Source organism: Flavobacterium aestivum, from assembly GCF_026870175.2.
GTDB classification, from domain to species: Bacteria; Bacteroidota; Bacteroidia; order Flavobacteriales; family Flavobacteriaceae; genus Flavobacterium; species Flavobacterium aestivum.
The window spans coordinates 3,939,224-3,953,248 of record NZ_CP113977.2 but is presented as its reverse complement, the minus strand read 5'-3'; the positions used below and the strand labels follow the sequence as shown (position 1 = coordinate 3,953,248).

The window sequence follows — 14,025 nt, the reverse complement described above, 5'->3', positions numbered from 1 at the left end:
GATTTTTGGATTTTGAAGTAAAGAGGAAGTCAATTTCATAACAGAGAATCTATTTTATATAAAAACTCCGAATTTCACTAATTAATAAGTGAGATTCGGAGTTTTTTTAAAATCTAAAATCTAAATTCTAAAGTCTGCAATCTAAGATCTAGTGCATTGCATCAGCTGGATTTACTTTGTTTTTTCCTTTTTTGATCAAAAGAATAAAAGGAATACATAGTAAGAATAAGACCCCGAGATACATAAAGATATCCATAAATGAGAGCACAGAACTTTGCGCCATCACTTTCATTTCTATTACTTTATAGGCTTTAGACAGCGCTTCATTGGCAGTATAACCTTTGGCCATAAACCCCATTTGCAGTTTGTGTACCATTTGTTGCACTTTGAATGACGATTGATCAAGATTTGCAATTAGGTCTACTCGATGTGCCTGATTGAATCTTGAGATATAAGTGGTAATAATGGCGATACCAAAAGAACCTCCCAATTGTCTCATCATTCCTGTAAAGGCAGCTCCTTCACCAATATGTTTTCCTTTCAGAGTTGATAATGATAGAGTGGTGATAGGTACAAATAAAAGTCCTAAACCAACCCCTCTAAGAATTAACGGCCAGAACATGTGTTCTACTCCAGTGTCAGGTGTCATTACACCACGTATCAAAAAGGTGAAAAGAAAAAATACTAGGAATCCTAATGCAACCAGATAGGCTTGTGGGATACCACGCTGAATCATTTTACCTATAAAGGGCATCATAATACCCGTTGTTATGGAACTTGGTATTAACAATAATCCTGCATCGGTAGCTGTCCATCCTAATAATGATTGGGTGTATATCGGGATGATAAATGTTGATCCATACAACCCGAATCCCATAATAAAAGACATAATCGTTCCAATTTTTAGATTGTTGTCTTTTAAAACTTTTAGGTTTACAATAGGATGTTTATAAATAAGTTCCCTCCATATAAATAAAACTAAACCAAAAAATGAAATTATGCTTAAGGTTACAATCATGCTGTCATTGAACCAATCGTCCTGCTGACCGTGCTCCAAAACAAATTGTAATGAACCAATAAAAGTGGCCAAGAGTATAATTCCCCACCAATCGACTTGGTTGGCTTTTAGTTTGTCTCCGTATTTTGGGCTTTTTACATAACCAATGGTTAGTAAAGTGGCAATAATACCAATTGGAATGTTGATGTAGAAAATGAAAGGCCATGAAAAATGGTCAACAATATAACCTCCCAATGGCGGACCAAGTGTAGGTCCTACAATAACTCCCATTCCATAAATAGCCTGTGCCATTCCTCTTTTGGCAACAGGATAACTCTCTGTAATAATGGTTTGAGCGGTTACCAATAAGGCTCCTCCACCCAAACCTTGTATGAATCGAAAGGCAACGAGCTCCCATATATTTGTGGCATTTCCGCACAAAAAGGAAGCCACTGTAAAAATTACAATAGAGGTTGCAAAGTAATTACGACGACCAAATTGTTGTGATAACCAACTCGTCATAGGAATCACGATTACATTTGCAATAGCATAAGCGGTAATTACCCAAGCCACATCGGTTAAGGTAGCGCCAAGGCTACCTCTCATGTTATTTAAGGCTACGTTTACAATCGTTGTATCTACAATTTCGAGTAAAGCACACATTATACAGGTTATCGTGATAATGACCCTGTTTAAGCCGTATTCTACTAAATCGTCTTCTTGATTTTGTACCATTTTGAATTTTTAATATGTAATGGTTTAAATTCTTTTAAATAAGTTTTTCAAAAGCTCATTATTTTAAATGAACATCTACATCAGCGTTCATACCCGGACGAAGCAATTTTATTTTTTCAGGATCGTTTGATGCATTCAAGCTTATTTTTACGGGTAATCTCTGAATGGTTTTTACAAAGTTTCCTGTTGCGTTATCCGGAGGAAGTAATGAGAAACGAGATCCTGTTGCTGGTGAGAAAGAGGTAAGGGTTCCTTCAAAAGCATAACCAGGATAAGCATCTACTTTTACAGTTACTTTTTGACCAACAACCATTTTGTTCAATTGAGTTTCTTTGAAATTAGCTACAACCCAAGCTTCATTGTTATTGATGATGTAAAACAAAGATTGCCCTTGTTGTACCAATTGTCCCGGTTGGATATCTATTTTTGAAACCTGACCGTCTATAGCTGCTGTTACAACAGTGTAAGTAAGGTTTAATTGAGCTACTTCTAGTAATGCTTTTGCTTTTTTGATATTAGCAGCAGCAACTTCAGTTTGTTTATTGGTAACTCTTGATTTAGCTTCGATTACTGATTTTTGATAAGCACTCGCTTTTTGTTGTTGTTGCAAAATACGTACTTGATTTTCAGCTTCTTGTTTGGCTGCTAATGCTTGCTCGTATTGTTGTTTGGTAATCGAATGATTTTTGTATAGGTTTTCATAACGAGCATAATCACTGGTTGCTCTTCCTAATCTGATTTTGGCAGTTTCAATATTTCCTCCAGCCGATTGTACATTGGCATCCGAAACAGCAATACTGGCAAGTGCACTTCCAATATCTTCTTTGGCAACTTGAAATCCACCTTCGGCAGCTATATAAGCAGCATTAGCTTCTTCTATTTTTAATTGATAATCTCTTTTGTCAATAGTAAATAAAGTGTCTCCTTTTTTTACATAATCATTGTCTTTTACGTACACTTTGCTAATATATCCCGAAACTCTTGGGATTATTGGGTTCATGTTTTTTTCTATTTGTGCATCATCTGTCTCTTCGTGTGCTTGAGAGTGAATGTATTTTGAAATTCCGTAAGCTCCTCCTGCAAGGATCAAAACCAATAGGATTATAATGAATCTGGCGTTTGTTTTTTTCTTTTCCATGGTTGGTAGTGGTTATATTTTTGTAAGGTTGAAGGTTTCTGTTAATTGTCCAGTAGTCGAAAGCAATTCGTAGTATTTTTGGATAACATCTACTTTGGCAATGGTTTCGCTTATTCTTGATTTTAGTTGCTCTACATCGGCTTCCAGTAAATCATTGGTATCCGAAAGACCATTATCGTATTTGTCTTTTACAATTCGGTAATTTTCGGTTGCTTGTTCAACTGCTTGCTTGTGAACGATGTTTTGTTTTATAGCCAAATCATAATTTGTGATGGCTTGTTGCACTTGAATTTTGATATTGTCTTTTAATAATTCCTGAGAGTTTTTTACCTCAAGTGCTTTACTTTCGGCAATTTTTACATGAGTACCATTTTTTAGAATACCACTAATGTCATACGATAATCCTACTCCAAAAAACATGGCGTTTTGCAATGTTATTATATTGTTGAGGTTTAATGCAGCATATCCTCCTACCAAAGCAACGTTTGGATAATATTCACCTTTAGCGATATTTATGTTGTTTTGGGTTGCTTTTTCTTGATATTGCAAGGCTGCCAGATCTTTACGATTCTGAAATGCAGGTTGCTCATCAGTAGGAAGGGCACTTTTTGGAAAACCAATCAAGTCACTTTCATTTACCACTAGTTTGGTTTCTGTTGGCAATTTTAATAAAGTAACCAGGTAGTAATTGATTATGCTTTCATTATTCATGGCTTCGTCAAGCGACAATTGAATTTTAGAAACCTGAAGTTGTGCCTTCAATAAATCATTTCTAGGGATAATTCCGTTTTTCTCTAATGCCGTGAAATCAGTTACACGTTGTTGGGCACTTTTTTGATTTTCTTTTAATAACTCAACAGTTCTTTGTGCTTTGTACAAATTGGCATAATAGTTTATCACTCGCATGGCCACATCTTCTTTGGTTTTAGAAGCCATTGCGTTTTCGGCCTGGAATAAATTATCTTGAAGTTTTATTCCGTTTTGTATTTTCATTCCGGCAAAAACAGGCATTTTTAAATTAGCTTGCCCCACTAATAATTGATCTGGTACTGGCAACGTTTTTGAACCGGTATTAATTTCTAAATCAACAGTAGCTTCAGTCAAACGTAGGTATTGCCCAGAAATTGTAAAATCTGGATATTGATTGTGTTTAACCGATTGTAATTCTTGCTTTTTGGTTTCTACTTTGGTGTTGGCCAATGAAACCTCATTGCTTTTTGTCCAAGCCAAGTTTATCGCTTCTTCCAGCTTTAAATTGGTTTTCTCTTGGGCATTTATGGATGAAACCCCAATAAGGAAACCTCCAAAGAGCATTAAATAACTAATTTTCATATGTTAAGAGGGCTTTAATTGTTTGTTGAATGTGCATTGTCAAAGTTGTTTTTATATAGGTATTGTATTCTTCTTCGGTATTCAGGTTTAATAGAGTCTCGTAGAAAGGTCTATTTAAATGAAAATGAAAATAGGTACCAAGAATGGTTGTTGTAAGGAGCGGAACAACGATGTCTTTCCTGAAAATTCCTTTATCCTGACCTTCCTGAATGATGGATTCTATTGATTTTAGATTTCCTTTTTTTAGATCTGTAAAAGCCTGAAGATTAATTACCCTTTGACTTGAGGAATATTCAAGGTGCATAATTTTGTATATGCATCTGTTGCTATTGATTTTATCAATGTAAAGTTCAATAAGCTTATTTATTTTTTGGAGAGGATCTAAATCTTCCAGAGTCAAAATATCCAGTTGTAGTTTAATATCTGTGATACGGTTTAGAACAATGGATTCTAATAATTGTTCTTTGGATCCAAAATAATAGGAAACCATGGCGATATTAATTTTGGCTTCTTTGGCAATGTCTCTTATCGAAGTGCCATCAAATCCTTTCTCAGCAAATAGCTTTTCGGCCACTCCTAGAATTTGAATTTGTTTGTCGTTAAAGTCAGTTTTCAATGCAGCGATTTTTAATTCGATACAAAATTAAACAACTGTTTAAATTAAACGATTGTTTAATTTTGTTTTAACGTTTCTTTAACGATTTTGGACAAGGCAGAATAATGCTTAAACCGATATTGAACAATCCGGATTAAATAAGGAGGTACCCTATAAGACATTGGTTTTTATGTGCCTTAGATGGTTTAGTATGGTTGAAATTTATGCTGTTTATTTTAGTTTTTTTCTTTGATAGGAATCCAGATTTCTTCTTCTGAATTGGGATCATCTTTTTTGTATTTTGCTCCCAATATCTCAAAATGGGGTCTTTGGTCTAAATCGTATTTTGAATTGGGTATCCATTCTCTGAAGATATAATCAAAAATAGCAGTGCTGTGACCTTTATGTTCAAAAACTGCATAAAGCCCACCTGATAAAGTAAGAGATTCCATTGCTGTGGGAATACTATCAAAGTCAGCAACTTCTAGTGTGGCCCATTTCTCGAAGATGGCGTTGGGGTTGAAAGCCTCAAAATAATTAGGTTCGTAAACTTGTACAGCATAGAGATCCGAACTAACAGGATTTTGAATTTCGTTTCTTCTAGGCATAAAACCTTGCCATAACTCTTGAGTTTTATTGTTGGCAAGCGACATTTGCAATCGTTTGCCAATTAATTTCTTTTCGGATAAAATTTCGATTCTTGGAGTCATTTTGAACTATTTATTGAATGGATTTTTTTAAACAAACACTAGTGTCAATATTTTCATATTGATCGTAATTAGGGATTATCTCGTAACCTGATTTTTGATACAATGCAATGGCTTCCGGATTGTTTCTACCAGTTTCCAGAACGCAGTTGGTATAATGGAGTTCGCTTGCCCAAATTTCAAGTTCTTTTAGAACCGAACTGGCAATTCCTTTTCCCCGATAGTCAGGATGAACAAACATTCTTTTTATTTCTACGGCATTAGAATCAAATTCCTTGAAGGCGCCACAGCCAATTGCTACATTATCCTGATAACAAACCACAACATGATTGATTTTATCTAACGTATTATGTTGTGCATAAAAATCATGATCCTCGCCATCTTTTATTCTCAAAGCTTCATCGAGTAAAACAACCAGTTTTTGAAAATCGGCGCTTTCTGACGTAGTTCTTTTTATTGTAATCATGTTTTGTAATGTTATTTGTCTTGAAACAAAAATAAGTAAGCCGTTTAATTAAAAGAGGTATTTGATTTAATTTTTTTGCTAGTTATAGTTGCTTTATTCAGCATAGTTTTGATAGAGTAGGTGCAGATTTGATGTTTTTTTGAGAAATGGATTATAGTAAAAGCAACCTTGTGTCTCTATCTATTTACAAATTATGAGGTATTCTCGTTTTTTATCGTATTTTCGTTTAGCTGAAAATAATCGTTTTCAAAAACATGTAAACGATTAGAGACTCGATAGCAACAATCATAAAAAAAATGACAACTAAAAATGGATGAAGAACAAGTAAAAAAAATATTGATAGATTTTTTTATCGAGATGAATAAATGGGAGACGGATTCTTATTCAATGCTTGAACAAAATAGCCTTGATGTAAATCATGTCAATGAAACTTTTGCTATTTCAAAAGTAGGATTACAAAAGATTTATGATAAATACCTAACAAAAAAGAAAAGGGTATACACAACCAGAGATGGTAGTTTAGGAAATCCACCAGCATATAATCACTTAATTGAAAATATTAAAGAAGTTGCTATTATAACGAAAAACAGAATTGTAATTGAGACCATTAAAGAGGATATAATTAAATTTAGAAATCAATATGTTTTCTTAAAAGAGGGTGGAGAATGGAAAATTGACAATAAGAAAACATACAGGAATCATAAAGAAAAATTTGAAAGCACAACTATATAAAGTAAAGTAGTAGCCACTAATTGTACAAATTGACACTGTAAATTCAATACTAAAAAACATACTATGGACTTCAAGAGCATAAATCCAGACAAAGCCATTTCTTTATTTGTAAAGGATATTTTGGTATTTGACGAACCAAACAAAGTTCAAGAAACGATACTTCCTTTTTTTGCTGATGGTTATCCTGGAATTATGTTTCAAGAAACTGAAAAAGGTTTAGTAGTGATGCCTTATGAAAAAGAAATGCCTTCATTTATTTTATACGGACAAACGATACACCCAATCGAATTACTAATGAAAGGGTCTTATAAACTGATTATTTTTAAGTTGTATCCTTTTGTGCTAAAAAGCTTTTTTAACATCACTGCAAAAGATTTTAATGACAATTGTTATGATTTGCTACAAGTAGAAAACGGAATTAATGTTGTTAATGAACTACAAAGCAATTGTGATACAGATGCTAGAATCGAGATCATAAGTAATTTTCTTGTCGAAAAATTTATAACAAAAAAAGAAACACTCGATTTGCAGATCAGAGATGCCATTCAAATGATTATCGATAATAAAGGGCAAACTGTAATTGGAGAGATTAGTGGAAAAGTTAGCATGACCGAAAGAACTTTTGAAAGACGCTTTTTGAAAGAAGTAGGTATTTTACCAAAACAATTTTCGAAAATTATTCAGTTTCAAGAATCATTGCAGCAGCTCACATTAAAGGAATATTCTAAACTTAACGACTTGGTTTATGGTAATGGTTTCGCGGATCAATCTCATTTTATAAGGATCTTTAAGACTTTCACCGGGAAGACTCCAAAAGAGTTTGCTGTAAAGTAAAATATGCTTTTGTCGGTTTTATTCTATTTTTTGAGTTAGCGCTGCAATAGTTTTGTCTTATAACTTTAAAACAAAATAAGATGAGCAATAAAATTTTAGTATTAGGAGGAACAGGAAAAACCGGAAGAAGAGTCGTAGAACGATTAAGAGGAATGAAATTACCAGTAGTTGTTGGTTCAAGAAACACACAACCTGCATTTGACTGGGAAGATTCTACAACTTGGGGAGAAGTTCTAAAAGACATCAACAAGGTTTACATCACCTTTCAACCCGATTTAGCAATTCCGTCTGCAGTAGAAACCATTCAGGCATTTGTAGAGGCGGCAAAAGAATCTGGGGTTCAGCATTTAGTATTGCTTGCAGGAAGAGGCGAAAAAGAAGCGCAGCTTTGTGAGAACATCGTTATCAATTCTGGTTTAGACTGGACGATAGTAAGAGCGAGTTGGTTTATGCAAAATTTTAGCGAAGGGTTTTTTCTGGATTCTATTTTAGCAAATGAAATGGTGTTACCAAAAACCAATAGCAAAGAACCTTTTATAAATGTTGATGATATTGCTGATGTAGTGGTGAACGCCTTGCTAGACAATATTCATTCAAAAAAAATATATGAATTGACTGGTCCGGAATTATTGACTTTTGAAAATGCTGTTTCTAGAATAGCAGGTGTAAAGAAACAAAACATTACGTATCAGGAAGTTTCTATAGACGAATATGTTGCTATGTTGAGAAGCTATCAATTATCTGAAGATTTTATATGGTTGGTTAAGTATCTTTTTACCGAATTGCTAGACGGTAGAAACGAATCTGTAACCAATGATGTTGAGAAAGTACTTGGAAGAAAAGCCAAAGATTTTGACAATTATGTAGTAGAAACCCTTGAAACTGGTATTTGGAATGAAAAAAACTAATATGAATATTTGCTTAATTTTTCAGATAGTAGCTGTTTTGGCTACAGGTTTAGTGGCTGGTCTTTTTTATGGATATAGCTGTTCTGTAAACTCAGGATTAGGAAATCTTTCAGACGAGAAATATCTGGAAGCATTTCAATCTATAAACAGAGTAATCCAAAACCCTATGTTCTTCTTGAGCTTTATGGGTAGCGTTTTTATATTGCCAATTTCAAGTTATTTGATGTATAGAAACGGAGTATCTACCTCATTTTATCTTTTGATAGGTGCAACCCTGGTTTATTTAATTAGTGTTTTTGGAGTTACTGTTGTGGGTAATGTTCCGTTGAATGATCAATTAGACAAGTTCTCAATTTTGTCAGCCACGGCAAACGAAATTTCGGCAATGCGAAAAGCTTTTGAAACACCTTGGAATGCTTATCATTCCGTTAGAACTATTGGTTCTGTACTATCGTTTGTTTTGGCTGTTTTATCTATAATCAAACTAAAGATTTAGACATGAAAAATTCAAAATTAGCTATCCTACTGTTTATTTGTATGGCAATTGTTTCTTGTAAGCCAAAGATTTACTCAACCAACGGTGAAACCATTTACAAAACAGGAAAAAATATAAAAGGTGAAAAAATGCTTGACAAGAGCGCTTCAAGAATAACAATAGTAAGCAGTTGCATTACTTGTCACGGAAAAAATGGAGATAGAATGAATGGTCTCTCTATACAATTTAGTTCTTTGTCTAATCCAAATAACTTTACAATTCCCTACAATGACAGTTTAGTGTATCGTTTCCTTGACGATGATTTAAAGAGTGATGGTACAAAAGCTGATATTGGAGTAATTTGGAAAATGAATGACCAAGACAAAAAAGACCTTTTAGACTACTTGAAAACATTGTGATTTTACAATGAACTTTTTCAGGATAAGGCAATATTCAAAAAGTCCCTCAAATAGTATACTTGAGGGACTTTTTGAATATTTATAATTATCGGATTGCTTTCACAAACTCTTTAATTTTTCCGGCTCCATTTTCAGTCAAATGCTTGATGAAAGCACTTCCGATGATGGCACCTTTGGCAAATTGAGTAGCTTGATTGAAGGTTTCTTCGTTTTTAATTCCAAAACCAACTATTTGTGGGTTTTTCAAATTCATGTCAGCAATGCGTTTGAAATAAGTTTCTTGTATGTCTCCAAAACCTGCCTGTGATCCCGTTACACTCGCTGAACTCACCATGTAGATGAATCCATCTGTAACACTGTCAATAAAACGAATGCGCTCTTCTGAAGTTTGTGGCGTAATCAAGAAGATATTGATTAGTCCGTATTTATCGAAAATGGCTTTGTATTGTTCTGCATATACATCTACCGGAAGATCAGGAATGATTAAACCATCGATTCCTATTTCGGCACATTTTTTACAGAAATTCTCTACTCCGTATTGTAACATCGGGTTGAAATACCCCATAATAACTAACGGAATGGTTACGCTTTGGCGAATGTCTTTCAATTGATCAAACAAGATTTGTGTTGTCATACCGTTATGCAAAGCTTGGGTCGAACTCTCTTGAATCGTTGGTCCATCAGCCAAAGGATCACTGAACGGCAATCCAATCTCAATCATATCAATACCACTTTTTTCTAAATCCTGAACGATTTGTACGGTGTCATTTAGGTTGGGATATCCAGCTGAAAAGTAAATGGAAAGTATTTTTTTGTCTTCTTGTATTTTTTGATTTATTCGATTCATTTTATGTGTTTTTTATAATGTCTTTTATCTTTAGTTGTGCTTTTAATCATTTAGTATTTTACTGGTCCAGTCGGTATTTTGTTTTTCTATGAGCAGTAATCCGGAACCCGAATCACCCATTTGGGCAATCAATTCTCCTTTGTTGTTCCAAAAAGCGGAACGACCACCTGAAGGACTTCCGTAGGAGTCTCCTCCAAAATTAGCCATTAGAACATTCATTTGGTATTGAGAGGCATAACTCTGTAAGGATTGATGTGCTTGCGGAATCCCATTTGGCGAAAAGAATATACTGGCAACATAAGTAGAACTGTTATTTTTGCTGGCATTTTCCGGATGCTTCGGATTATCAATATCGGCGCAAATAGCACAGGAGATTCTTTCATTCTCTATTTCAAGCATCGGATTGTAATTGAAGGATGATTGATAATACATATCTTCTCCTGTGTGAAGAAATTGTTTGGTATATATAGAAACAGAATCATTTGGGGCTATACAAAATTCGCCCAAAAACAAATCTGATTGTATGCGTATCGGTGCTCCGGCAATTATTGTAATATTATTTTCGGTGGCTAATTTTTTAAAATGATTTAATCGGGTATCATTTTCATCAAAAGCTAATCGTGCGGCATCTTCTTTTTCATATCCTGTAATAGACAGTTCCGGAAATACAATTAATTGAGCACCATTTGTGGCAGCCAATTTTACCAGGCGATAATGATCTAAAAGATTGGATTCTATATCTCCTCGTTTAGGTTTGGTTTGGGCAGCTGCTAAAATCATTTTTTTCTTATTTCGTTTTTAATTCTTTTAATAGTTTCTAGAAGGCACTATAAGTCCAAGCTTTTTGATTTGATTGTAGTGTTACTTCCACACGTTTGTAATGCAATCCTTCATACAAATCGACTTGATGAAGCTCTTTCATTGTAACTTCATATAAAATCCCGCTGATGGTATCATTGGAATCTTTTGTTTCCATAATGATAGGATAATGTGCTATTCCAAATTCTTCTTCGATTTGGATTTCATTTAATTCATAACCAATCAATGTTTCTGGAGTTCCGTGAAGAATGCGCTCAAAAAGGTTTTCTTGTACCTCCTCATTTTTCAGGGTGCCATAAGCGAATAATTTTTGCATAGATTCTATTTTTAGAAATGTTAATTATACTCAATCTGAAATAATGCTATTTTAGTTTTTGTTTGACAGGGCTACTTTGATTCCAAGTCCTATCAAGACTGCTCCACAAGTTTTGTTTATATAATTGGAGAGGGTTTTATTGTGTTTTAATTTTGAAAAAATAAATGAGGCAAAATTTGCCAGGATTAAACACCATATTGTTCCTGTTACCGTAAATGTTACTCCAAGTTTTATAAAGGGTAAAACAGTACTCGAAACACTGGAATCAATAAACTGAGGAAGAAATGAAATAAAAAACAAAGCTACTTTTGGGTTTAGGACATTGGTTATAACCCCATCTCTATATATTTTTTTCAGGTTTATTGATTTCTCGGAAAAAGAAGTGTCAGTATTGAGACTCTTTTTATCCGTTAGCATTTGGTAACCGATGTATAATAAATAAGCAGCTCCGGCATATTTAATAATGCTAAAAACCAATATTGATTTGGCAATAATGATGGATAGACCAAAAGCAGCAAGAATGGTATGGATTAAGGATCCTGTTGCAATACCCAATACAGACATAAAACCTGCTTTTTTCCCTTGAGCCATGCTTCTGCTTAATATAAAGATAGTATCATTTCCTGGAGTAATATTTAAAAGTATTCCAGTCAAGATAAATGTCTCATAATGAATAATTCCAGTCATAATTTTTAGTTTTTTATTTCCCTCTTGTTTCCTTTTTATCTTAGTAATTGCGATTGCGCGTTAGGGATGGAAGCGGCATCTCCCGATTTAGAAAAACAAGGCTTTTTTGCCGTAGTTTTTGTTAATCGGGAATATAGCGTACAGCCCGACCCTTGTGGTAACGCCCAACTACAATTTGAAATAATCAATATAAGTGTTCAAATCCTTGTCACCTCTTCCAGAAAGGTTGATTACCACAATGTCGTCTTTTTTGAATTTCATTTCGTTAAGAACGGCAAAAGCATGGGCACTTTCGATAGCCGGAATAATACCTTCTGTTTTGCAAAGTTGTAATCCAAAGTTCATTGCTTGCTCATCAGTGATAGAGACAAATTGTGCTCTTCCTGAGGCGAACAAATGCGCGTGTAGTGGACCAACACCCGGATAATCAAGACCTGCTGAGATAGAATAGGGTTCGGTGATTTGACCGTCTGGTGTTTGCATCAAAAGAGTTTTACTTCCGTGAATGATACCTATTTTTCCTAAAGCCGAAGTTGCAGCACTCTCGCCAGAATCTACGCCTAAACCAGCGGCTTCAACAGCTATGATGTTTACATCTGGATTGTCTAGAAAATGATAGTAAGCACCTGCGGCGTTGCTACCGCCACCTACACAAGCAATTACATAATCTGGGTTTTCACGACCTTCTTTTTCTAATAATTGTCCTTTGATTTCTTTTGAAATAACCGATTGGAATCGTGCCACCATATCTGGATAAGGATGAGGTCCTACAACAGATCCTATGATGTAATACGTGTCAACCGGATTGTTGATCCAATCACGAATGGCTTCGTTCGTAGCGTCTTTTAGGGTCTTAGATCCCGAAAGTGCTGGACGAACTTCTGCACCTAGCATTTTCATTCTAGCTACATTGGGTGCTTGACGCTTGATGTCTATTTCTCCCATATATACGATACACTCCAATCCCATCAAGGCACAAACAGTTGCTGTTGCCACACCGTGTTGACCTGCACCGGTTTCGGCAATGATGCGTTTTTTGCCCAATCGTTTGGCTAATAAAATTTGCCCGATGGTATTGTTGACTTTGTGTGCGCCTGTATGACACAAATCTTCTCTTTTGAGATAGATTTTGGTGTTGTATTGTTTTGATAAACGTTCTGCAAAATACAATGGGGTAGGACGTCCCACATAATCTCTTAGTAATGCATCAAACTCTGCTTGAAACTCAGGGTCTGATGTTATTTTTAAATAGTTTTGGCGTAATTCTTCTACGTTTGGGTATAACATTTCTGGAATGTAAGCTCCTCCAAATTCGCCGTAATAGCCTTTTTCGTTTACGTTGTATGACATTTTTTTATTTTTTTTAATAATGATATATTTTTTAATCCAGGTTCAATTTCAAATTTACTGTTTACATCGATGGCATAAACCGGTAAATTGGTTTTTGAAATTTCGTTTATGGAATCTAATTCCTCGATTCCAATTCCGCCACTAAGGAAGAAGGGTTTTGTCGAGGGGTATTTTTCTAATATTTTCCAATCAAAAGTGGTTCCGTTTCCACCCGGTAATTTGCCTTTGGTGTCAAAAAGGAAATAATCACAAACGGGCTCGTAAGCTTTTAGAACACTAAAATCAAAATTCTCGTCTGCCGAAAATACTTTGAAGATTTCGATAGAAGGGTCAATCTTGCTTTTCAGTTCTGAACAAAATTCAATAGATTCCTGTCCGTGTAATTGAATGGCCTGCAAATCATATTTTGCTATTTTTTCTTCAATTACAGGAATGTTTTCATTCACGAAAACGCCCACTTTTTTAATTGATTTTGGCAAATCTGGTATGACTCCATCAAAATACCGAGCCGATTTCTCCCAAAATATAAATCCCATATAATCGGGTAGGAGCGAGCCTACTTCGAGTATATTGTCAGGGTATTTCATTCCGCAGATTTTGAGTTTCATTTTTTTTTGCTTTAAGCAATAAGCAATAAGCTTTAGGCTTTTTACTTTATGCTGAATTAT

17 protein-coding genes are annotated in these 14,025 nt (G+C 34.6%); 5 read left to right on the top strand and 12 right to left on the bottom strand.

The features are described from left to right. Positions 1 to 148 precede the first annotated feature (148 nt). The 6 genes from OZP08_RS16695 to OZP08_RS16670 all read right to left on the bottom strand — a co-directional run bounded on the left by OZP08_RS16695 (position 149) and on the right by OZP08_RS16670 (position 5,970). Positions 149 to 1,732 (bottom strand): DHA2 family efflux MFS transporter permease subunit, encoded by a 1,584-nt coding sequence (locus OZP08_RS16695; protein WP_281322390.1) that lies wholly within the window; start codon positions 1,730 to 1,732, stop codon positions 149 to 151. A gap of 58 nt (positions 1,733 to 1,790) precedes the next feature. After that, on the bottom strand, positions 1,791 to 2,870 hold the full coding sequence (locus tag OZP08_RS16690) for an HlyD family secretion protein (protein WP_281322389.1): 1,080 nt from the start codon (positions 2,868 to 2,870) through the stop codon (positions 1,791 to 1,793). A gap of 12 nt (positions 2,871 to 2,882) precedes the next feature. Further along, positions 2,883 to 4,202, bottom strand: a complete 1,320-nt coding sequence (locus OZP08_RS16685; protein WP_281322388.1) for a TolC family protein — start codon at positions 4,200 to 4,202, stop codon at positions 2,883 to 2,885. Continuing rightward, positions 4,192 to 4,818, bottom strand: coding sequence for a TetR/AcrR family transcriptional regulator (locus tag OZP08_RS16680; RefSeq protein WP_281322387.1), 627 nt, complete (start codon positions 4,816 to 4,818; stop codon positions 4,192 to 4,194). Before OZP08_RS16680 ends, OZP08_RS16685 begins: the two co-directional genes overlap by 11 nt. A gap of 215 nt (positions 4,819 to 5,033) precedes the next feature. Beyond that, entirely contained in the window at positions 5,034 to 5,507 is a 474-nt protein-coding gene (locus OZP08_RS16675; RefSeq protein WP_268847235.1) for a GyrI-like domain-containing protein, read from the bottom strand. A 10-nt stretch (positions 5,508 to 5,517) separates the two neighbouring features. Beyond that, positions 5,518 to 5,970: a GNAT family N-acetyltransferase gene (locus OZP08_RS16670; RefSeq protein WP_268847234.1), complete on the bottom strand. Its 453-nt coding sequence runs from the start codon at positions 5,968 to 5,970 to the stop codon at positions 5,518 to 5,520. A 309-nt stretch (positions 5,971 to 6,279) separates the two neighbouring features. On the opposite strand from OZP08_RS16670, the gene OZP08_RS16665 reads away from it, so the two are divergent. The 5 genes from OZP08_RS16665 to OZP08_RS16645 all read left to right on the top strand — a co-directional run bounded on the left by OZP08_RS16665 (position 6,280) and on the right by OZP08_RS16645 (position 9,338). Then, positions 6,280 to 6,702, top strand: coding sequence for an NTF2 fold immunity protein (locus OZP08_RS16665; RefSeq protein ID WP_268847233.1), 423 nt, complete (start codon positions 6,280 to 6,282; stop codon positions 6,700 to 6,702). Positions 6,703 to 6,765: 63 nt separating this feature from the next. After that, positions 6,766 to 7,536, top strand: a complete 771-nt coding sequence (locus OZP08_RS16660; protein ID WP_268847232.1) for a helix-turn-helix domain-containing protein — start codon at positions 6,766 to 6,768, stop codon at positions 7,534 to 7,536. An 80-nt stretch (positions 7,537 to 7,616) separates the two neighbouring features. Further along, a complete protein-coding gene (locus OZP08_RS16655) occupies positions 7,617 to 8,444 on the top strand; it encodes an NAD(P)H-binding protein (protein WP_281322386.1) in 828 nt (275 codons plus the stop codon). Then, positions 8,431 to 8,940, top strand: coding sequence for an anthrone oxygenase family protein (locus OZP08_RS16650; RefSeq protein WP_281322385.1), 510 nt, complete (start codon positions 8,431 to 8,433; stop codon positions 8,938 to 8,940). Before OZP08_RS16655 ends, OZP08_RS16650 begins: the two co-directional genes overlap by 14 nt. 2 nt (positions 8,941 to 8,942) lie before the next feature. Then, positions 8,943 to 9,338, top strand: coding sequence for a c-type cytochrome (locus OZP08_RS16645; protein ID WP_268847228.1), 396 nt, complete (start codon positions 8,943 to 8,945; stop codon positions 9,336 to 9,338). A gap of 85 nt (positions 9,339 to 9,423) precedes the next feature. Here the strand turns inward: OZP08_RS16645 and trpA are convergent, their stop codons facing one another. The 6 genes from trpA to OZP08_RS16615 form a co-directional block, all read right to left on the bottom strand. Then, positions 9,424 to 10,185: a tryptophan synthase subunit alpha gene (trpA, locus tag OZP08_RS16640; protein ID WP_281322384.1), complete on the bottom strand. Its 762-nt coding sequence runs from the start codon at positions 10,183 to 10,185 to the stop codon at positions 9,424 to 9,426. A 42-nt stretch (positions 10,186 to 10,227) separates the two neighbouring features. Continuing rightward, entirely contained in the window at positions 10,228 to 10,965 is a 738-nt protein-coding gene (locus OZP08_RS16635; protein WP_268847226.1) for a carbon-nitrogen hydrolase family protein, read from the bottom strand. A 37-nt stretch (positions 10,966 to 11,002) separates the two neighbouring features. Continuing rightward, positions 11,003 to 11,320, bottom strand: a complete 318-nt coding sequence (locus OZP08_RS16630) for a gamma-glutamylcyclotransferase family protein (RefSeq protein WP_268847225.1) — start codon at positions 11,318 to 11,320, stop codon at positions 11,003 to 11,005. Positions 11,321 to 11,371: 51 nt separating this feature from the next. Beyond that, on the bottom strand, positions 11,372 to 12,007 hold the full coding sequence (locus OZP08_RS16625; RefSeq protein WP_268847224.1) for a LysE family translocator: 636 nt from the start codon (positions 12,005 to 12,007) through the stop codon (positions 11,372 to 11,374). A 168-nt stretch (positions 12,008 to 12,175) separates the two neighbouring features. Continuing rightward, positions 12,176 to 13,357: a tryptophan synthase subunit beta gene (gene trpB / locus OZP08_RS16620; RefSeq protein ID WP_268847223.1), complete on the bottom strand. Its 1,182-nt coding sequence runs from the start codon at positions 13,355 to 13,357 to the stop codon at positions 12,176 to 12,178. Further along, the gene (locus OZP08_RS16615) at positions 13,342 to 13,965 is read right to left on the bottom strand and encodes a phosphoribosylanthranilate isomerase (protein WP_281322383.1); all 624 of its coding nucleotides are present in this window, start codon (positions 13,963 to 13,965) and stop codon (positions 13,342 to 13,344) included. The genes trpB and OZP08_RS16615 overlap by 16 nt, the downstream gene beginning before the upstream one ends. Positions 13,966 to 14,025 lie beyond the last annotated feature (60 nt).